Raw genomic sequence first — 19,400 nt, 5'->3', positions numbered from 1 at the left:
CAAAAAGGCAGTGGATCCGCTCAGGGTCAATACTCAATAGAGCACGCGTTAATCGACAAAAACGCTTTTCCTGACCTTTAAGTCAGAAAACCATTGACCGAAAAGTCAGACCTGCTAAATTCGGCTCAAGTCGGTTAACAACAATAATGAGTCTGCGAGGCCTTCCGTGATCCAGTTTTTACTTAACCAGGAACTCCGTAGCGAGCACGCCCTGGACCCGAATCTGACCGTGCTCAATTACCTGCGTGAGCATGTAGGTAAATCCGGCACCAAAGAAGGCTGCGCCAGCGGCGACTGCGGCGCCTGCACGGTGGTGGTCGGCGAGTTGCAAACCGATGACGCCGGCCGCGAATACATTCGCTATCGCAGCCTCAACTCGTGCCTGACCTTTGTGTCGTCGCTGCATGGCAAACAACTGATCAGCGTCGAAGACCTCAAGCACCAGGGCGAACTGCACAGCGTGCAGAAAGCCATGGTCGAGTGCCACGGCTCGCAGTGCGGCTTCTGCACCCCCGGTTTCGTCATGTCGCTGTTCGCCCTGCAAAAGAACAGCGATGCACCGGATCCGGCCAAGGCGCACGAAGCGCTGGCCGGCAATCTCTGCCGCTGCACCGGCTACCGGCCGATTCTCGCCGCCGCCGAGCAATCGTGCTGTGGCAAGCAACCGGACCAGTTCGACGCCCGCGAAGCCGAGACCATCGCCCGCCTCAAAGCCATCGCCCCGACCGATATCGGTGAACTCAACAGTGGCGACAAGCGCTGCCTGGTGCCGCTGACCGTCGCCGATCTGGCCGATCTGTATGACGCTTACCCACAAGCGCGACTGCTGGCCGGCGGCACCGATCTGGCGCTGGAAGTCACCCAGTTTCACCGCACCCTGCCGGTGATGATCTACGTCGGCAACGTCGCCGAAATGAAGCGCATCGAAAGCTTCGATGACCGCCTCGAAATCGGCGCCGCCACCGCGCTCTCCGACTGCTACGAAGCGCTGACTGCCGAATACCCGGACTTCGGCGAACTGCTGCACCGCTTCGCCTCGCTGCAGATCCGCAACCAGGGCACCCTCGGCGGCAACATCGGCAACGCCTCGCCGATTGGTGATTCGCCACCGCTGCTGATCGCCCTCGGCGCGCAGGTGGTGCTGTGCAAAGGTGAAACCCGGCGCACGCTGAACCTGGAAGATTACTTCATCGACTACAAGGTCACCGCCCGTCAGGAAAGCGAATTCATCGAAAAAATCATCGTCCCACGCGCCACGGCCGAGCAGCGCTTCCGCGCCTACAAGGTCTCCAAGCGTCTGGACGATGACATTTCCGCCGTCTGCGCCGCCTTCAATCTGCGCGTCGAAAACGGCGTGATCACTGACGCACGCGTGGCGTTCGGCGGCATGGCCGCGATCCCCAAACGCGCCGCGCATTGCGAAGCCGTACTGCTCGGCCAGCCGTTCAACAACGCTGTGATCGAACGCGCCTGCGCCGCACTGGCCGAAGACTTCACGCCGCTCTCGGACTTCCGCGCCAGCAAGGAATATCGCCTGCTCAGCGCGCAGAACCTGCTGCGCAAATACTTCATCGAACTGCAAACACCGCACATCGAGACTCGGGTGACCGCTTATGTCTAACCATCACGCCGTAGAGAAGACTCAAGCCGAACTGGCGGAACTGTTCGCCAGGGACCTGACCACCGGCGTCGGCCGCAGCGTCAAGCACGACAGCGCCGCCAAGCATGTGTCCGGTGAAGCGCAGTACATCGATGATCGCCTGGAATTCCCCAATCAGCTGCACGTTTACGCACGGCTGTCGGATCGCGCCCACGCGAAGATCATCAGCATCGACACCAAGCCCTGCTACGCCTTCGAAGGCGTGCGCATTGCGATCACCCACGAAGACGTGCCGGGCCTGAAAGACATCGGTCCGCTGCTGCCGGGCGATCCGCTGCTGGCGATCGATGACGTGCAGTTCGTCGGGCAACCGGTACTGGCCGTGGCCGCGAAAGACCTGGAAACCGCACGCAAAGCGGCCATGGCGGCGATCATCGAGTACGAAGATCTGGAGCCGGTGCTGGACGTGGTCGAGGCCCTGCGCAAACGCCACTTCGTGCTCGACAGCCACACCCATCAGCGTGGCGATTCGGCTTCGGCATTGGCCACCGCTGAACACCGCATTCAAGGCACGCTGCACATCGGCGGCCAGGAACACTTTTATCTGGAGACGCAGATCTCCTCGGTAATGCCCACCGAAGACGGCGGCATGATCGTCTACTGCTCGACGCAGAACCCCACCGAAGTGCAGAAGCTGGTGGCCGAAGTGCTCGACGTGTCGATGAACAAGATCGTCGTCGACATGCGCCGCATGGGCGGTGGTTTCGGCGGCAAGGAAACCCAGGCCGCCAGCCCGGCGTGTCTGTGCGCGGTGATCGCGCACCTCACCGGACAGCCGACCAAGATGCGCCTGCCACGGGTCGAAGACATGCTGATGACCGGCAAGCGCCACCCGTTCTATGTCGAGTACGACGTCGGCTTCGACAGCAGCGGGCGCCTGCACGGCATCGCCATGGACCTGGCCGGCAACTGCGGCTGCTCGCCGGACCTGTCCGCCTCGATCGTTGACCGGGCGATGTTCCACTCGGACAACTCTTATTACCTCGGCGACGCGACCATCAACGGTCACCGCTGCAAGACCAACACCGCGTCGAACACTGCTTACCGTGGTTTCGGCGGCCCGCAAGGGATGGTCGCCATCGAAGAAGTGATGGACGCGATTGCCCGCCATCTCAACCTCGATCCACTGGCCGTGCGCAAGGCTAACTACTACGGCAAGACCGAGCGCAACGTCACTCACTATTACCAGACCGTCGAGCACAACATGCTCGAAGAGATGACCGCCGAACTGGAAGAAAGCAGCCAGTACGCCGAGCGCCGCGAGGCAATCCGCCGCTACAACGCCAACAGCCCGATCCTGAAAAAAGGCCTGGCGCTGACCCCGGTGAAATTCGGCATTTCCTTCACCGCCAGTTTCCTCAACCAGGCCGGCGCGCTGATCCACGTCTACACCGACGGCAGCATCCACTTGAACCACGGCGGCACGGAAATGGGCCAAGGCCTCAACACCAAAGTCGCACAGGTGGTGGCCGAAGTGTTCCAGGTGGAAATGGATCGGGTGCAGATCACCGCGACCAACACCGACAAAGTGCCAAACACCTCGCCGACCGCTGCCTCCAGCGGCGCCGACCTCAACGGCAAGGCCGCGCAGAATGCCGCCGAGATCATCAAGCAACGTCTGGTGGAGTTCGCGGCGCGGCACTACAAGGTCAGCGAAGAAGACGTGGAATTCCACAACGGCCATGTGCGCGTGCGTGACCACATCATGACCTTCGAGGCGCTGATCCAACTGGCGTATTTCAATCAGGTCTCGCTGTCGAGCACCGGCTTCTACAAGACCCCGAAAATCTACTACGACCGCAGCCAGGCCCGGGGCCGACCGTTCTACTACTTCGCCTTCGGTGCGGCGTGCTGCGAAGTGATCGTCGACACCCTGACCGGCGAGTACAAGATGCTGCGTACCGACATCCTCCACGACGTCGGCGCCTCGCTGAACCCGGCCATCGACATCGGTCAGGTCGAGGGCGGTTTCATCCAGGGCATGGGCTGGCTGACCATGGAAGAGCTGGTCTGGAACAACAAGGGCAAGCTGATGACCAACGGCCCGGCCAGCTACAAGATCCCGGCCGTGGCGGACATGCCGCTGGACCTGCGGGTGAACCTGGTGGAAAACCGCAAGAACCCGGAAGACACGGTGTTCCATTCCAAGGCTGTGGGTGAGCCGCCGTTCATGCTCGGGATTGCCGCGTGGTGCGCGATCAAGGACGCGGTGGCGAGCCTCGGTGACTATAAGCATCAACCGCAGATCGATGCGCCGGCGACCCCGGAGCGGGTGTTGTGGGGGTGTGAGCAGATGCGCCAGCTCAAGACTGTGAAAGCGGTCGAAGCTGAAACCGAGTTGGCTCCGCTCTAGACCGAGGCGCGGCCAATCGCTGGCAAGCCAGCTCCCACAGTGATCTGTGGTGATTTCAGGATTTGCGGTACACCACAAACCTGTGGGAGCTGGCTTGCCAGCGATGAGGCCTGAACAGACAACGATGTTGTAGGGGTGACATATGTACAACTGGATCGACGCCCTCGCCGACCTGCAGAACCAGGGCGAACCCTGTGTTCTGGTGACGATCATCGAAGAACTCGGCTCGACCCCGCGCAATGCCGGCTCGAAAATGGTCGTCAGCGCCCGTCAGACCTTCGACACCATCGGTGGCGGGCACCTGGAATACAAAGCCATGCAGATCGCCCGCGAGATGCTCGCCAGCGGCAAGCAGGACACTCATCTGGAGCGTTTCAGCCTTGGTGCCAGCCTCGGCCAGTGCTGCGGTGGCGCCACCGTGTTGCTGTTCGAACCGATGGGCCAGGTGCAGGCGCAGATCGCCGTGTTCGGCGCCGGGCATGTTGGCCGGGCGTTGGTGCCGCTGCTCGCCAGCCTGCCGTGCCGGGTACGCTGGATCGATTCGCGGGAAGAGGAATTCCCGGAACAGATCCCCCACGGCGTGCGTAAAATCGTCGCCGAAGAGCCTGTGGATGAAATCGACGACCTGCCCGCGGGAAGCTACTGCATCGTCATGACCCACAACCATCAGCTCGACCTGGAACTGACGGCCGCGATCCTCAAGCGCAACGACTTCGCTTACTTCGGCCTGATCGGTTCGAAGACCAAACGCGTCAAATTCGAACATCGCCTGCGGGATCGCGGTTTCGACAGTGGCGTCGTGCAACGCATGCGCTGCCCGATGGGCATCGGCGAAGTCAAAGGCAAACTGCCTGTGGAAATCGCCATCTCCATCGCCGGCGAAATCATCGCCACCTATAACGCCAATTTCGGCCAGCACACCGCCAGCGCCGAACCGATTGCCAAACTGCTGCCGGTTTCGCGGCGCAGTCAGGCCGCCAAACTCAAAGCCTCAAACTGATTAGAGAACCCTCATGCCTCTGACTCGCAAAGCCTACCGCGCCGCCATCCTGCACAGCATCGCCGACCCCGCCGAAGTCGGGATCGAAGCCTCCTACGAATATTTCGAGGACGGCCTGCTGGTGGTCGATGGCGGCAAGATCAGCGCCCTCGGCCACGCCAGTGAATTGCTGCCGACCCTGCCGGCGGACATCGAGATCACCCACTATCAGGACGCGCTGATCACCCCGGGCTTCATCGACACCCACATCCACCTGCCGCAAACCGGCATGGTCGGAGCCTACGGCGAACAACTGCTGGACTGGCTCAACACCTACACCTTCCCGTGCGAAAGCCAGTTCGGTGACAAGGCCCACGCCGACGACGTGGCCGATATCTTCATCAAGGAGCTGCTGCGCAACGGCACCACCACTGCGCTGGTGTTCGGCAGCGTGCATCCGCAGTCGGTGAATTCGTTTTTCGAGGCCGCCGAGAAGCTCGACCTGCGGATGATCGCCGGCAAGGTGATGATGGACCGCAACGCGCCGGACTATCTGACCGACACCGCCGAATCCAGCTACGTCGAGAGCAAGGCGCTGATCGAGCGCTGGCACGGCAAGGGCCGCCTGCATTACGCGGTTACCCCGCGCTTCGCCCCGACCAGCACCCCGGAACAACTGACCCTCGCCGGCCAACTGCTGACCGAATACCCGGATCTGTACATGCAGACCCACATCAGCGAGAACCTCAAGGAAATCGAGTGGGTCAAGGAACTGTTCCCGGAGCGCAAGGGCTATCTGGACGTCTACGATCACTACCAGCTGCTCGGCGAGCGCTCGGTATTCGCCCACGGCGTGCACCTGTGCGACGACGAATGCGCGCGGCTGGCGGAAACCGGCTCGGCGATCTCGTTCTGCCCGACTTCGAACTTCTTCCTCGGCAGCGGCCTGTTCAACCTGCCGATGGCCGAGAAGCACAAACTGAACGTCGGTCTGGGCACTGACGTCGGCGGCGGTACCAGTTTCTCGCTGCTGCAAACCCTGAACGAAGCCTACAAAGTCATGCAATTGCAGGGTGCGCGGTTGAGTCCGTTCAAGTCGCTGTACCTGGCGACCCTGGGCGGTGCGCGGGCACTGCGCCTGGAAGACAAGATCGGCAACCTGCAACCGGGTTCTGATGCGGACTTCCTGGTACTCGACTACAACGCCACGCCGCTGCTGAGCTATCGCCTGAAACAGGCCAACAACATTGCCGAAACGTTGTTTGTGCTGATGACGCTCGGGGATGACCGCACGGTGCAGCAGACGTATGCGGCGGGGGCTTTGGTGCATCAGCGCTGAGTTGTTCCAAGGCATAAAAAATCCCCCAGCGCTTTTCAGCCTGGGGGATTTTTGTTGCCTGTCAGATTGCTATCGCTGGCAAGCCAGCTCCCACAGGTTTTCCGGTGTATCGCAGATTCGGTGAACACCACAAATCCCTGTGGGAGCTGGCTTGCCAGCGATTGGGGCGACTCGGTGTCAGCTCAAAGCTTGGCCGCCGGGCGCCCAGGCTTCTTGGTTTGCAACAGATGCGAGAACACCGCATGCAGGTCATCCGACGCACTTTCCTCATCAAGGTTGAGCTTGCTGTCGATGTGATCCATGTGGTGCATCATCAGGTCCACCGCCAGCTCACCGTTGCGCGCTTCGATGGCGTCGATCAACTGGGTGTGCTCGTCGTAGGAGCAATGCGAGCGGTTGCCGCTTTCGTACTGGGCGATGATCAGCGAGGTCTGCGAGACCAGGCTGCGCTGGAAGCTGATCAGTGGCGCGTTCTTCGCCGCTTCGGCCAGTTTCAGGTGGAATTCGCCGGACAGACGGATACCGGCACCACGATCGCCACGGGAGAAGCTGTCACGCTCGTCGTTGACCATCTGGCGCAGTTCGGCGATCTGCTCGGCGGTGGCGTGCTGCACGGCCAGTTCGGTGATCGCGCGCTCCACCAGACGGCGGGCCATGAACACCTGGCGCGCTTCTTCTACGCTCGGGCTGGCGACGACGGCGCCACGGTTCGGCCGCAACAGCACCACGCCTTCATGGGCCAGACGCGACAGCGCGCGGCGAATGATGGTGCGGCTGACCCCGAAGATTTCCCCCAGCGCTTCTTCGCTCAATTTTGTGCCGGGCGCCAGACGCTGTTCGAGGATGGCCTCGAAGATATGCGCGTAGACAATATCGTCCTGGGTTCCGCTGCGGCCGGCTTTGCCTGCTCGCGGTTGTTTCTTGAGGGGTTGCAACTGTTCGTTCATGGGCACTCGAGTCGGGAGAACTGCGGCGAATAGACCGTGACTGTAATACGGCACAGTAGGTCGCTGGCAAGTATCGCGTAAAAAACAGCGCGATTGTACACAATGGATGGTGGCAACACGACTGTATGGCTGTTTGTGACCACGGCTGTATTGCAACGATCCGTTACGATTGAGTTTAGGCTTGATCGCAGAATCCGCCTTTGCGCACACCTGCTCTTATGTAGGAGCTGCCGAAGGCTGCGATCTTTTGATCTTGCTTTCAAACATCAAAATCAAAAGATCGCAGCCTTCGGCAGCTCCTACACAGTTCAGCGTAATTGCGGGGATCTTCATCTGTATAAGGAACACCGCCGTCATGAACGACGCCACCTACACCCGCCTGCGCCCTCTCGCCGACACTTCGCCCTCAGCGATCGTTGCCGGGTTCATTGCAATGATGACCGGCTACACCAGTTCGCTGGTGCTGATGTTCCAGGCCGGGCAAGCGGCGGGCCTGAGCAGCGGACAGATTTCCTCGTGGATCTGGGCGATCTCGATCGGCATGGCGGTGTGTTCGATCGGCTTGTCGCTGCGCTATCGCACACCGATCACCATCGCCTGGTCGACCCCCGGTGCAGCCCTGCTGATCACCAGCCTGGGCGGTGTCAGCTACGGTGAGGCCATCGGCGCCTACATCACTTGCGCAGTACTGGTGACCATTTGTGGGCTGACCGGCAGCTTCGAACGCTTGGTGAAAAAAATCCCGGCATCGCTGGCGGCGGCGTTGCTGGCGGGGATTCTGTTCAAGATCGGCAGCGAAATCTTCGTCGCCGCACAACACCGTACCGGGCTGGTGCTGGGGATGTTTTTCACCTATCTGCTGGTCAAGCGCCTGTCGCCGCGTTACGCGGTGCTCGCTGCATTGCTGATCGGCACCGCGCTGTCGGGCTTCATGGGGCTGCTGGATTTCAGCGGCTTTCATCTGGAAGTGGCGACGCCAGTCTGGACCACGCCGCACTTTTCGCTGGCCGCGACCATCAGCATCGGCATTCCGCTGTTCGTGGTGGCGATGACCTCGCAGAACATGCCCGGCATCGCCGTGCTGCGCGCCGACGGCTACAACGTCCCGGCCTCGCCACTGATCACCACCACCGGCATCGCCTCGCTGTTGCTGGCGCCGTTCGGCTCCCACGGCATCAACCTCGCGGCGATCAGCGCAGCCATCTGCACCGGGCCGCACGCCCATGAAGATCGCAACAAACGCTACACCGCCGCGGTCTGGTGCGGGATTTTCTACGGGATTGCCGGGGTGTTCGGCGCGACATTGGCGGCGCTGTTTGCCGCGCTGCCGAAAGAGCTGGTGCTGTCGATTGCCGCGCTGGCGCTGTTCGGTTCAATCATCAACGGTTTGAGCATTGCCATGACCGAGGTGAAAGAACGCGAGGCGGCGCTGATCACGTTCATGGTCACGGCGTCGGGGTTGACGCTGTTTTCCATCGGTTCGGCGTTCTGGGGGATTGTGGCGGGGGTGCTGACCTTGCTGATACTCAACTGGCGTAAAGCTTAAAGCAAAAGATCGCAGCCTTCGGCAGCTCCTACAGGGAAACGCATATCCCGATGTAGGAGCTGCCGAAGGCTGCGATCTTTTGATCTTGCAAAAAAACGGCGACCCGAAGGTCGCCGTTTTTTTCAGTATCACTTGGCCGCGTTGATCGGCTTTTCCGGATACCAGACGTCCAGCAGCGGGCTGACGGTCATGCCGGTCAGTTCGCTACGGTTTTTCAGCCAGGCTTCAACGGCAGCGCGCTGCTCTTCGTTGACCGAGCCACGCTTCTGCAGGCACACCAGACCGAAGTCATCGCCGCCGACATAACCCAGACCGTTGGCCTCCATGGCTTCTTTGATAAATGCTTCGAGGAAAGCGTCAATGGCTTCTTCGGACAAGTCTTCTTTGAAGTCCAGGTTCAGTTCGAAACCCAGCTCTTGAAATTCATCAACGCACAGTTTTTTGCGCAGACGCTGGGAACGGTTAGTCGCCATTGGAACAATCCTCTTAAGTAATAACGGCCGGCACTTTACCAGTTTAAGCCGTCAATTGCCCGACTCTCTGGGCGCTATGGCCGACCGCCTGTAAAAAAAATAACGAAATGGCCGCCCCGGGCAAGGCACAAGCTGTTACACCTTGGGGCATAATGCCGACACTTTCATGACCACTGAGGGCTTTTTCATCCATGCCCTCGTTATTTCTCCCCTCTTTTGCAGGGTTTTATTTCATATGATCAAATCGTTGCGTCCTCTGTTTCTTGCCGGCCTTCTTCTGCCCCTGGCCCTGCCGGTTGCCGCTGCCACTATCAATACCGCCCTCACCCCCAACGTCGAGAAAGCCCTAAAGGCCAGCAAACTGCAGCCGACCGCGCTGTCGCTGGTGATGATCCCGCTCGACGGCCCGGGCAATCCGACCGTGTACAACGCCGATGTCTCGGTCAACCCGGCCTCGACCATGAAACTGGTCACCACCTACGCCTCGCTGGAAATGCTCGGCCCCAACCATCAGTGGAAAACCGAGTTCTACACTGATGGCGACCTGAGCGGCGGCATCCTCAATGGCAACCTGTACCTCAAGGGTGGCGGCGATCCGAAACTGAACATGGAAAAACTCTGGCTGCTGATGCGCGACCTGCGCGCCAACGGCGTGACCCAGGTCACCGGCGACCTGATCCTCGACCGCAGCTTCTTCATCCAGCCACAACTGCCGGAATTCAACGACGACGGCAACGACGAGAACAAACCGTTCCTGGTCAAACCCGACTCGCTGCTGGTCAACCTCAAGGCCCTGCGCTTCGTCGCGCGCAATGACGGTGGCCGGGTGCTGATCTCGGTGGAACCGCCGATTGCCAGCGTGCGCATCGAAAACACGGTCAAGGCGCTCAACTCCAAGCAGTGCACCGGTGGCGTGCGCTACAACCCGGTGACCCAGCCTGATGGCAGCGTGACCGTGACCGTCGCCGGCCAGTTGGGCGATGGCTGCAACTCGCAGACTTACCTGTCGCTGCTCGACCACGCGACCTACACCGCTGGCGCCGTGCGCGCGATCTGGAAAGAACTGGGCGGCAGCATCCAGGGCAAGGATCGCCTCGCCGCGACCCCGAGCAGCGCCAAGCTGCTGGCCCGCGCCTACTCGCCGGATCTGGCGGAAATCATCCGCGACATCAACAAATACAGTAACAACACCATGGCCCAGCAGCTGTTCCTGAGCCTCGGTCAGAAGTACCGCAACGAAGCCGACGGTGACGACGCCAAGGCCGCACAACGCGTAGTCCGCCAGTGGCTGGCGAAGAAAGGCATCACCGCGCCGCACCTGGTGATGGAAAACGGCTCCGGGCTGTCGCGCGCCGAACGCGTCAGCGCCCGCGAGATGGCCAACATGCTGCAAGCCGCCTGGCACAGCCCATACGCTGCCGAGTACATCAGCTCGCTGCCGATTGCCGGCACCGACGGCACCATGCGTAAACGCCTAAAGACCACCGCGATGCGCGGCGAAGCCCACGTCAAGACCGGCACCCTGAACACCGTGCGCGCCATCGCCGGCTTCAGCCGCGACGTCAACGGCAATACCTGGGCGGTGGTGGCGATCCTCAACGACAAAGCCCCGTTCGGCGCGTCGTCGGTGCTGGATCAGGTGCTGCTGGATCTGTACAAGCAGCCGCGCCTGCCGCAGACCGCTTCGGCGCTGTAATACGATACTGCGAACACCACCAAACCCTGTGGGAGCTGGCTTGCCAGCGATAGCGGAATGTCAGCCACCGAAGATGCTGACTGAAACGCCCCTATCACTGGCAAGCCAGCTCCCAAAGGATTGTGGTGTATTGAATCTCAGCTCATCTGCTCCACCCGATCGCGCCCGCCCTGCTTCGCCGCATACACCCCGGAATCCGCCCGCAGCAGCAGCGCATCCGCGCCTTCCCCCGGACGCCAGCTGGCGATGCCGAAACTGGCCGTCACCACCCCGACCACGTCCACCGGCGCGCTGCGCAGGCCTTGCCACAACTCCACCGCCAGCATGTACGCATGCTCGCCGTCGATGTCTGGGCACAGCACCATGAACTCTTCACCACCGAGACGACAGAACACATCAGTCCGCCGTAAACGATGGCCGATGCGCTCGCACACCGCCTGCAGCACCCGGTCGCCTACGGCATGGCCGTACTGGTCGTTGATGCGTTTGAAGTGGTCGATGTCGAGCATGATCACCGACAGCTCACCGCCGCCGCGCTCGACCCGGGCCATTTCGGTGGTCAAGCGCTCCTGGAAGTAGCGGCGGTTGTGGATGCCGGTCAGCGAGTCGGTGACCGACAGCGCCCGCAATTCCTCTTCCACCCGTTTCAAGTCGGAAATGTCCGAGATGTAGCCGTGCCACAGCACGCCGCCGCCCGGCAATTCCTCCGGCGTCGCCTCGCCGCGCACCCAGCGCAGGCCGCGCTCGGGCAACTGCACACGGTATTCCTCGCGCCATGGGCTGAGGCTGTCCGCCGAAGCACGGATCGAGCTGCGCACTCGCGAGACGTCTTGTGGATGGATGCGGGTGAAAATCGCCTCGGCATTGAGCAGCAGCACGTCCGGCTCCAGCTCGTAGATCTCGCGGATGCCGTCGCTGGCATAGATCACGCTGAAGCGCCCGTCGAATTCCATCTTGAACTGGTAGATGCCGCCGGGCACATGGGCGCTGAGCTTTTTCAGCAATACATCGCGCGCCGCCAGCGCTTCGTGCACGCGCTTGCGCTCGGTGATGTCGATGCAGATCGCCAGATGCCCGACCCACAAACCCTGCTCATCGAGCACCGGGGTGGCGAGCATGTTCACCGGCAGATGACTGCCGTCGCTGCGCACCAGCGTCCATTCGCGCGCCTCATGACCGCCGACCTCGCCGCCCTCGACCAGCATCGCGTGGCAGGTCGGAATGCTCTTGCCGTAACGCGCACTCAACTCCGCCGAACGCGCCGCCAGCTCTCGCGGCAGATGCAGGTTTTCCAGGGTCATGTGCCCGACCACATCGGCGCTGCTGTAGCCAAGCATCTGTTCCGCGCCGGGGTTGAAGGTGTTGATCACCCCGCGCAGATCCGTGGCAATGATCGCCACCTGGGTCGCGGCATTCAGCACGCCGCGCAACTGACCGTGGGTGCCGCGCAACTCCTGCTCGCGGGCGTGCAGCTCCTGCGTGCGCAGTTCGACCATGCGCAGGGCGCGCTGGCGTTGACTGACCAGCACATACAGCAACGCGCTGAGCAACAGGCTCAGCAGCGCGCCCAGCACCACCAGGCTGCTGATGGAAGAATGGTTGGCCTGTAAAAATGCCTCGCTGGGCTGAATGTCCACTTGATAATCATGGTCGGCCATGCGAACCAAGCGTGTGGCGGACAGGTCGCTGGCCCCGGCCTTGTTGGCGGACTCGTAGAGCACTTCATGCTGATCGTCGGTGGACAGGTCGAGAATACGCACCGTGAGGAAATCCTGGGTTTCCTCCGGCAGTCCGTCGGCCAGCAACTGCTGCATGCTGATCACCGCCATCACGTACCCTTGCGCAGAACCTTTCGCCGCGCCCTCCTCGGTGACCGGCGCCAGCAGCAAGACGCCCCGGGCATAGGCCGGATCAATCCCCACCAGATGCAGCGGCTGCGACACCGCCATGTGCCCGCTGCGGTCGGCGCGTTCCAGCGTCGCCCGGCGCAACGGTTGCGCCAGCAGGTCATAGCCCAGCGGGGTGGGCAAGCGGCTCTGGCTCTGGGTGTAGATCACCGGAACGTATTCGGGACGATCACCGGCGGTCTGCAACTGGCCGTCAGCATTCAGCTCGCGAAAGGTGAAGGTGCTGAACCCTTCGCTACGCACCGCTTGTTCGATCGCCGGACGCTCGGCACGGCTGACCCGCGGCGCATAGGAATAGGCCTGGGTGCGTAACAGAAGCGGTTTGGCATAGCCGTCGAATTCGCTGCGTGAGACCGAATCGGAGTTGGCGAAAAAACGGCGCAGGCCGTCGAGACGCTGTTCCTGATCCTGGAAACGTTCTTCGATGCGGCTGTAACGCTCATTGGCCAGCAGCTGAAAGCGTTGGCGCAGTTGATGGTGAAACTGATTGAGGGTGGCCCAGGCGAGCAGCCCCGTGAGAATCCCGCCGGCGAGCAATACCAGTATCGCGACCAGCCAGGCCGAGACGTCTTCACTGATAAAACCCAGAATCTTTGGGCGCACGGGGTGCAACGACATAGGGGCAACTCACGACGCCATTGTTTCGGGGGAAAACCCCATTGGCCATGCGTTGAGTTATAGCTATTAGCCATTAATTTGGCTAGCGCTGATCGGATCCAAGAGCCTTTAAAAATCAAGGCTCTGTGGATCCAACCACGGCAAGTGTCAACGCGCCGTGATTTTCCAGGCGCGGTGAATCTTGATATTGCGGGCGAAATCCGGATCAATGGTCTGCGCGCTGATTTCCTCGACTGCGTAACGCTCGGCGAGGTTCTCCTCCAGCTGGAACTTGCGGAAGTTGTTGGAGAAGTACAGCACGCCGCCCGGAGCCAGGCGCGCCATGGCCAGGTCGATCAACTGCACCTGGTCACGCTGCACGTCAAAGATACCTTCCATGCGCTTGGAGTTGGAGAAGGTCGGCGGGTCGATGAAGATCAGGTCGTATTCGTCGCGGCTGCTTTCCAGCCACGCCATCACGTCGCCCTGCTCCAGACGGTTCTTGTCGGAGAAGCCGTTCAGCGACAGGTTGCGCCGCGCCCAGTCGAGGTAAGTCTTCGACAGGTCGACGCTGGTGGTGCTGCGCGCGCCGCCCTTGGCCGCGTGTACGCTGGCCGTCGCGGTGTAGCAGAACAAATTGAGGAAGCGCTTGCCGGCAGCCTCTTTCTGAATACGCATGCGCATCGGACGGTGATCGAGGAACAGGCCGGTATCGAGGTAGTCGGTGAGGTTGACCAGCAACTTCACGCCGCCCTCGCTGACTTCATTGAACTTGCCTTGCGCAGCCTGACGCTCGTACTGCTTGGTGCCGCTCTGACGCTCGCGGCGTTTGACCACCACGCGGCTCTTGTCGACGTTCAGCGCCTGCGGGATCGCGGCCAGGGCGTCGAACATGCGTGCCGAGGCCTTTTCCGGATCGATCGACTTCGGCGCGGCGTATTCCTGCACGTGCACCCAGTCGTGATACAGGTCGATGGCCATGGCGTATTCCGGCATGTCGGCATCGTAGACGCGGTAGCAGTCGATGCCTTCGCGCTTGACCCACTTGCTCATTGCCTTGAGGTTTTTCTGCAGGCGGTTGGCAAACATCTGCCCGCCTTCGCTCAGGCGCGGCTGCTCGATCACCGGGGCCGGGGCTGGCGTCGGTTTGATCGGGTTGCCGTTCTTGTTGAACTTGCGCTCTTGCGGCTCGTTCGGGGTTTGATCGTAAGCGGCTTGCTCACGCTCGGCCTGACGCTGTTCCGGGGTCCGCCGCTCGCCGGTGACGAACTGATCCGGCAGCACTTTGATCAACAGCAGTTTGCACGGCAACGCGCCGTTCCAGAACGAATACTGTTTGTGGCTGCGAATGCCCATGCGCTTGCCCAGATCCGGCGCGCCGGTGAACACCGCCGCTTCCCAGTTCAGGCAGGCCTGACGCAGGCGCTCGCCAAGGTTCTGATAGAGGTAAAGCAGGCTGGCTTCGTCGCCCAGACGCTCGCCGTACGGCGGGTTGCAGATCACCAGACCTTTCTGGTTCTGGTCCGGACGCGGCTCGAAGGTCGCGACTTCGCCCTGATAGATCTTGATCCACTCGCTCAGACCGGCACGCTCGACGTTGTTGCGACCCGGTTGAATCAGGCGCGGGTCGGCTTCGTAACCGCGAATCCACAGCGGCGGCTTGGCCAGACCGGCAGCGGCACGCTCGACGGCTTCTTCATGGAGTTTTTTCCACAGCGCCGGAACGTGCCCCAGCCAGGCGGTGAAGCCCCACTGCTCACGGCGCAGGTTCGGCGCCATGTCGGCGGCGATCATCCCGGCTTCGACTAGGAACGTACCGACACCGCACATCGGGTCAGCCAGCGCGCCGCCTTCGGCCGCAATGCGCGGCCAGCCGGAACGGATCAGGATCGCTGCCGCGAGGTTTTCCTTCAACGGCGCCGCGCCCTGCTGCAGGCGGTAGCCACGCTGGTGCAGGCTGTGACCGGACAGGTCGAGGGACAGAATCGCTTCGCCGCGATCCAGGCGCAGGTGAATGCGCAGATCCGGGTTGAGCTTGTCGATCGACGGACGGTCGCCTTGCGGGGTACGCAGTTTGTCGACGATGGCGTCTTTGACTTTCAGCGCGCCGAAGTGGGTGTTGTCGATGCCCGAGCCGTGACCGCTGAATTCCACGGCCAGAGTGCCGTCGGCGAGCATGTGATCCTGCCACTCGACGTCAAGCACGCCGTGGTACAGGTCTTCAGCGTCTTTCATCGGGAAGCGCTTGAGCACCAGCAGCACCCGGTTGGCCAGACGCGACCACAGGCACAGGCGATAAGCGGTTTCCATGGTCGCCATGCCACGCACGGCGGAGGTGTGCTCGCGGGCCTCTTCAAGGCCAAGCCCGACGGCTTCCTCGATGAGCAGGCCTTCAAGGCCTTTGGGGCAAGTGAGGAAGAGTTCGAAACGATCGGACATGGTATTTCCAGAGCCTTTGGCTAGTGAACCGGCAACGCATTGCCGATCCGGTTTTCAATCAGGCGCTTTTCCAAAAGAACGCCCGCGTGGCACGAAGGTGTGCCGTTCCATCCCCGCTGCTCGGGTTAAAAGAGCTTAGATGCCGGGACAGATAAAAAAGTTGATGAAACAAAAAGTCTTAAAGCGACCCTTCGTCGCATATTACCCCAGCGCAAACGTGGGTCATTCTCACTAAAGGATTAACTCCATCATCCAGCGCGGGGCCGATCATACCGGGGTTTGCTGCAGAAACCTTCATGAAACCCGTCGTTACTTATGGCTGTAGCACTACTTTCGTTACGTCCTTATGACAAAACGATCATTCCCTCGCTGTGACTCATTGGTTAGAACTGACCACAGGTTGACGTCGCAACGGCGTCAACACCTTGGCTCGCCACGCCGGCAGCGAGCCGCCCAACGGCAGAGTTTTTCTGCCAGACCTCGATTGAGGTCAACGCGACGAAAACAGTCAACAAGTGAGGGAAACACCCTATGAGAAGACTTAAGCGTGATCCGTTGGAAAGAGCATTTTTGCGCGGATATCAATATGGCGTTGGTGGCAAATCCCGCGAGCTTTGCCCATTTACTCTACCGTCGGTACGTCAAGCCTGGATCAACGGCTGGCGAGAAGGACGCGGCGACAACTGGGACGGTATGACCGGCACTGCGGGGATCCACAGACTCAACGAACTTCACGCCGTCGGCTGACACAGGGCACTTATTGCAACACGACAATCTGAATTTTTAGCGACTTACCATGCACGTCCTTCCCGGACGGCGGGCTACGGCCCAGGGGCTCCTTCGAGGAGCCCTTTTTTATGCTTGCCTGAAATGACACACATCTCATGTAGGAGCTGCCGCAGGCTGCGATCTTTTGATCTTGCTTTTGATATTAAAAAACAACTTCAAAAGATCGCAGCCTTCGGCAGCTCCTACATTGACCGGGTCAGCCTGGGTTATTTGCGCAGCGCGGCAATCGCGTCGACCGATTCACGAATCAAGGCCGGGCCTTTGTAGATGAAGCCCGAGTAAATCTGCACCAGACTCGCACCCGCCATGATTTTCTCGGCCGCATGCTTGCCTTCAGTGATGCCACCCGCCGCAATGATCGGCAACCGACCACCCAGCTCCTCAGCCAACACCTTCACGGTATGCGTGCTCTTGTCGCGCACCGGGGCGCCGGACAAACCGCCCGCCTCGTCACCGTGCTCCATGCCTTCGACGCCGACGCGACTCAGGGTGGTGTTGGTGGCGATCACTGCGTCCATTCCGGTTTCGATCAGCGCCTGAGCCACTTGCGCGGTTTCTTCGTCGGTCATGTCCGGAGCGATCTTGATCGCCAGCGGTACATGTTTGCCGTGACGCAGGGCCAGTTCGGCACGGCGCGTGGCCAAGTCCGCCAGCAACTGCTTGAGCGAATCACCGAACTGCAGGCTGCGCAGGCCCGGGGTATTGGGCGAGCTGACGTTGACCGTGACATAGCTGGCGTGGGCATACACCTTGTCCAGGCAAATCAGGTAGTCATCCACGGCGCGTTCGACCGGAGTGTCGAAGTTCTTGCCGATGTTGATCCCCAGCACGCCCTTGTATTTGGCTGCAGCGACCCGCGCCAGCAGGTTATCCACACCGAGGTTGTTGAAGCCCATGCGATTGATGATCGCCTCGGCCTCCGGCAGGCGGAAGATCCGTGGTTTCGGGTTGCCCGGTTGCGGACGCGGGGTCACGGTGCCGATTTCGACAAAGCCGAAACCCAGTTGCGAGAAACCGTCGATGGCCGCGCCGTTCTTGTCCAGACCGGCCGCCAGACCCACCGGATTCGGGAAGTCCAGGCCCATGACCGTCACCGGCAGGTTCGCCGGCTTCTTGCACAGCATGCCGTTGAGGCCCAAACGCCCACCCGCGCCGATCAGATCCAGCGACAGATCGTGGGAGGTTTCCGGGGAAAGTTTGAACAACAGCTGACGGGCCAGGGTGTACATGGGCGGCGATGACTCGGGCGGCGAAAAGAGGCGGCGATTATAGCCGGGCATCGCCCCCCGGCGCGAGGCGCACAGGCAAATCAGCCTGACTGGCATATGCCTTGCACTTTCAGGGTTATCAGCCCCCAGGCCAATGACGGCGGGCGGGCACGGACAATGGCGTCGTTCGCAGGTTTTGCCTGAGCAAAAACTGGGACGGCGTTTTTTTTCAAGGTGGCTTTATATGAGTGATTCGTCCGTAGGGCCGCTGGCCTGGGTCAACGGCAGTGATGCCCCGGAAAAGAGTGTGATCAACCTCGGCTACATGGCCCTGAGCGATTGCGCCTCGGTGGTCGTGGCCGCCACGCAAGGCTTTGCCCAGCCTTACGGCCTGACAATCAACCTCAAGCGCCAGGCGTCCTGGGCGACGTTGCGCGACAAACTGGTCAGCGGTGAACTGGATGTCGCCCACAGCCTGTACGGGCTGATTTACGCAGTGCATCTGGGCATCGGCGGCGTGGCGCCGAGTGACATGGCGGTGCTGATGGGGCTGAACCAGAATGGCCAGAGCCTCAACCTGTCCCACGGTTTGCAGCAACTGGGCGTGACCAGTCCTGAAGCGCTGGATCGGCACGCGCACCAAACCCGCGCAAAACTGACCTTCGCCCAGACTTTTCCCACCGGTACCCACGCGATGTGGCTGTATTACTGGCTGGCGAGTCAGGGCATTCATCCGTTGCAGGACGTCGACAGCGTGGTGGTGCCGCCGCCGCAAATGGTCGCGCACCTGCAAGCCGGGCGCATCGATGGTTTCTGCGTCGGTGAGCCATGGTCGGCGGCTGCCGTGCAACAGGATCTGGGGTTCACCCTGGCGACCAGCCAGAGCATCTGGCCCGATCATCCGGAGAAAGTCCTCGGCTGCACCCGCGCGTTCGTCGAGCAATACCCCAACAGCGCCCGGGCGCTGGTAATGGCGATTCTCGAGGCCAGCCGCTTCATTGAACAAAGCGCGGAAAACCGCCGCAGCACCGCGCAGTTGCTGAGCGCCCCGGAATACCTCGACGCCCCGCTGTCCTGCATCGAACCGCGTTTTCTCGGTGATTACGCCGACGGCCTCGGCAATCGCTGGCAGGATCCGCACGCCTTGCGTTTTCACAGCAACGGCGAGGTAAATCTGCCGTACCTGTCCGACGGCATGTGGTTCATGACCCAATTCCGCCGCTGGGGCCTGTTGCGCGAGGATCCCGACTACCTCGCGGTGGCCCGCCAGGTTCAGCAACTGGACATCTACCGCGAAGCCGCCACCGCCGTCGGTGTCGCCGCGTGGGGCAAGGAGATGCGCAGCAGCCAGTTGCTCGATGGCAAAGTCTGGGACGGCAGCGATCCGGCCGCATACGCCCGCAGTTTCAAGCTGCACGCCCTGAGCGACGCCGCTCCTCTGCTCGCCCGCCGCTGACAGGAGACCGC

Annotated in this window: 13 protein-coding genes; 8 read left to right on the top strand and 5 right to left on the bottom strand. The window is 61.3% G+C overall.

What is annotated here, in order from left to right; all coding sequences use genetic code 11:
• Window positions 1–166: 166 nt before the first annotated feature.
• The 4 genes from xdhA to guaD all read left to right on the top strand — a co-directional run bounded on the left by xdhA (window position 167) and on the right by guaD (window position 6,331).
• A complete protein-coding gene (xdhA, locus tag OC71_RS09550) occupies window positions 167–1,621 on the top strand; it encodes a xanthine dehydrogenase small subunit (RefSeq protein ID WP_041067781.1) in 1,455 nt (484 codons plus the stop codon).
• On the top strand, window positions 1,614–4,013 hold the full coding sequence (gene xdhB, locus OC71_RS09545) for a xanthine dehydrogenase molybdopterin binding subunit (RefSeq protein WP_041067778.1): 2,400 nt from the start codon (window positions 1,614–1,616) through the stop codon (window positions 4,011–4,013). Before xdhA ends, xdhB begins: the two co-directional genes overlap by 8 nt.
• A gap of 142 nt (window positions 4,014–4,155) precedes the next feature.
• Entirely contained in the window at window positions 4,156–5,013 is an 858-nt protein-coding gene (gene xdhC / locus OC71_RS09540) for a xanthine dehydrogenase accessory protein XdhC (protein WP_041067775.1), read from the top strand.
• A 13-nt stretch (window positions 5,014–5,026) separates the two neighbouring features.
• A complete protein-coding gene (gene guaD / locus OC71_RS09535; RefSeq protein WP_041067772.1) occupies window positions 5,027–6,331 on the top strand; it encodes a guanine deaminase in 1,305 nt (434 codons plus the stop codon).
• Between the two features lie 182 nt (window positions 6,332–6,513).
• Here the strand turns inward: guaD and OC71_RS09530 are convergent, their stop codons facing one another.
• Window positions 6,514–7,278 (bottom strand): GntR family transcriptional regulator, encoded by a 765-nt coding sequence (locus OC71_RS09530; RefSeq protein ID WP_007961054.1) that lies wholly within the window; start codon window positions 7,276–7,278, stop codon window positions 6,514–6,516.
• Between the two features lie 355 nt (window positions 7,279–7,633).
• On the opposite strand from OC71_RS09530, the gene OC71_RS09525 reads away from it, so the two are divergent.
• Window positions 7,634–8,824, top strand: coding sequence for a benzoate/H(+) symporter BenE family transporter (locus OC71_RS09525; protein WP_041067769.1), 1,191 nt, complete (start codon window positions 7,634–7,636; stop codon window positions 8,822–8,824).
• Between the two features lie 128 nt (window positions 8,825–8,952).
• On the opposite strand, the gene OC71_RS09520 is transcribed toward OC71_RS09525, so the two are convergent.
• On the bottom strand, window positions 8,953–9,297 hold the full coding sequence (locus tag OC71_RS09520; protein ID WP_003223308.1) for a YggL family protein: 345 nt from the start codon (window positions 9,295–9,297) through the stop codon (window positions 8,953–8,955).
• A gap of 235 nt (window positions 9,298–9,532) precedes the next feature.
• Between OC71_RS09520 and dacB the strand changes: the two genes are divergently transcribed.
• Window positions 9,533–10,993, top strand: coding sequence for a D-alanyl-D-alanine carboxypeptidase/D-alanyl-D-alanine-endopeptidase (gene dacB / locus OC71_RS09515; RefSeq protein WP_041067766.1), 1,461 nt, complete (start codon window positions 9,533–9,535; stop codon window positions 10,991–10,993).
• A gap of 137 nt (window positions 10,994–11,130) precedes the next feature.
• On the opposite strand, the gene OC71_RS09510 is transcribed toward dacB, so the two are convergent.
• Together OC71_RS09510 and rlmKL are read right to left on the bottom strand one after the other, a co-directional pair.
• Window positions 11,131–13,518, bottom strand: coding sequence for a diguanylate cyclase (locus OC71_RS09510; protein ID WP_041067763.1), 2,388 nt, complete (start codon window positions 13,516–13,518; stop codon window positions 11,131–11,133).
• Window positions 13,519–13,665: 147 nt separating this feature from the next.
• Window positions 13,666–15,936, bottom strand: a complete 2,271-nt coding sequence (gene rlmKL, locus OC71_RS09505; protein ID WP_041067760.1) for a bifunctional 23S rRNA (guanine(2069)-N(7))-methyltransferase RlmK/23S rRNA (guanine(2445)-N(2))-methyltransferase RlmL — start codon at window positions 15,934–15,936, stop codon at window positions 13,666–13,668.
• A 531-nt stretch (window positions 15,937–16,467) separates the two neighbouring features.
• On the opposite strand from rlmKL, the gene rmf reads away from it, so the two are divergent.
• Entirely contained in the window at window positions 16,468–16,683 is a 216-nt protein-coding gene (rmf, locus tag OC71_RS27000) for a ribosome modulation factor (RefSeq protein WP_003223300.1), read from the top strand.
• A 248-nt stretch (window positions 16,684–16,931) separates the two neighbouring features.
• Here the strand turns inward: rmf and OC71_RS09500 are convergent, their stop codons facing one another.
• Complete coding sequence (locus tag OC71_RS09500) at window positions 16,932–17,954, bottom strand: quinone-dependent dihydroorotate dehydrogenase (RefSeq protein WP_041067757.1); 1,023 nt, start codon at window positions 17,952–17,954, stop codon at window positions 16,932–16,934.
• Between the two features lie 223 nt (window positions 17,955–18,177).
• Here OC71_RS09500 and OC71_RS09495 point away from each other — a divergent pair, with 223 nt between their 5' ends.
• Complete coding sequence (locus OC71_RS09495) at window positions 18,178–19,389, top strand: CmpA/NrtA family ABC transporter substrate-binding protein (RefSeq protein WP_041067754.1); 1,212 nt, start codon at window positions 18,178–18,180, stop codon at window positions 19,387–19,389.
• The last annotated feature ends 11 nt before the right edge of the window (window positions 19,390–19,400 follow it).

It is taken from the genome of Pseudomonas sp. W15Feb9B, assembly GCF_000828175.1.
GTDB classification, from domain to species: domain Bacteria; phylum Pseudomonadota; class Gammaproteobacteria; order Pseudomonadales; family Pseudomonadaceae; genus Aquipseudomonas; species Aquipseudomonas parakoreensis.
Note: the sequence above shows the minus strand (reverse complement) of the source record. Positions and strands in the feature narration are given on the sequence as shown.

Coding starts and splice junctions, on each gene's coding strand:
- xdhB (WP_041067778.1), top strand. CDS start 1,614: ATGTCTAACCATCACGCCGTAGAGAAGACTCAAGCCGAACTGGCGGAA.
- guaD (WP_041067772.1), top strand. CDS start 5,027: ATGCCTCTGACTCGCAAAGCCTACCGCGCCGCCATCCTGCACAGCATC.
- OC71_RS09495 (WP_041067754.1), top strand. CDS start 18,178: ATGAGTGATTCGTCCGTAGGGCCGCTGGCCTGGGTCAACGGCAGTGAT.
- OC71_RS09520 (WP_003223308.1), bottom strand. CDS start 9,297: ATGGCGACTAACCGTTCCCAGCGTCTGCGCAAAAAACTGTGCGTTGAT.
- OC71_RS09510 (WP_041067763.1), bottom strand. CDS start 13,518: ATGTCGTTGCACCCCGTGCGCCCAAAGATTCTGGGTTTTATCAGTGAA.
- rmf (WP_003223300.1), top strand. CDS start 16,468: ATGAGAAGACTTAAGCGTGATCCGTTGGAAAGAGCATTTTTGCGCGGA.
- OC71_RS09525 (WP_041067769.1), top strand. CDS start 7,634: ATGAACGACGCCACCTACACCCGCCTGCGCCCTCTCGCCGACACTTCG.
- xdhC (WP_041067775.1), top strand. CDS start 4,156: ATGTACAACTGGATCGACGCCCTCGCCGACCTGCAGAACCAGGGCGAA.
- OC71_RS09500 (WP_041067757.1), bottom strand. CDS start 17,954: ATGTACACCCTGGCCCGTCAGCTGTTGTTCAAACTTTCCCCGGAAACC.
- dacB (WP_041067766.1), top strand. CDS start 9,533: ATGATCAAATCGTTGCGTCCTCTGTTTCTTGCCGGCCTTCTTCTGCCC.
- OC71_RS09530 (WP_007961054.1), bottom strand. CDS start 7,278: ATGAACGAACAGTTGCAACCCCTCAAGAAACAACCGCGAGCAGGCAAA.
- rlmKL (WP_041067760.1), bottom strand. CDS start 15,936: ATGTCCGATCGTTTCGAACTCTTCCTCACTTGCCCCAAAGGCCTTGAA.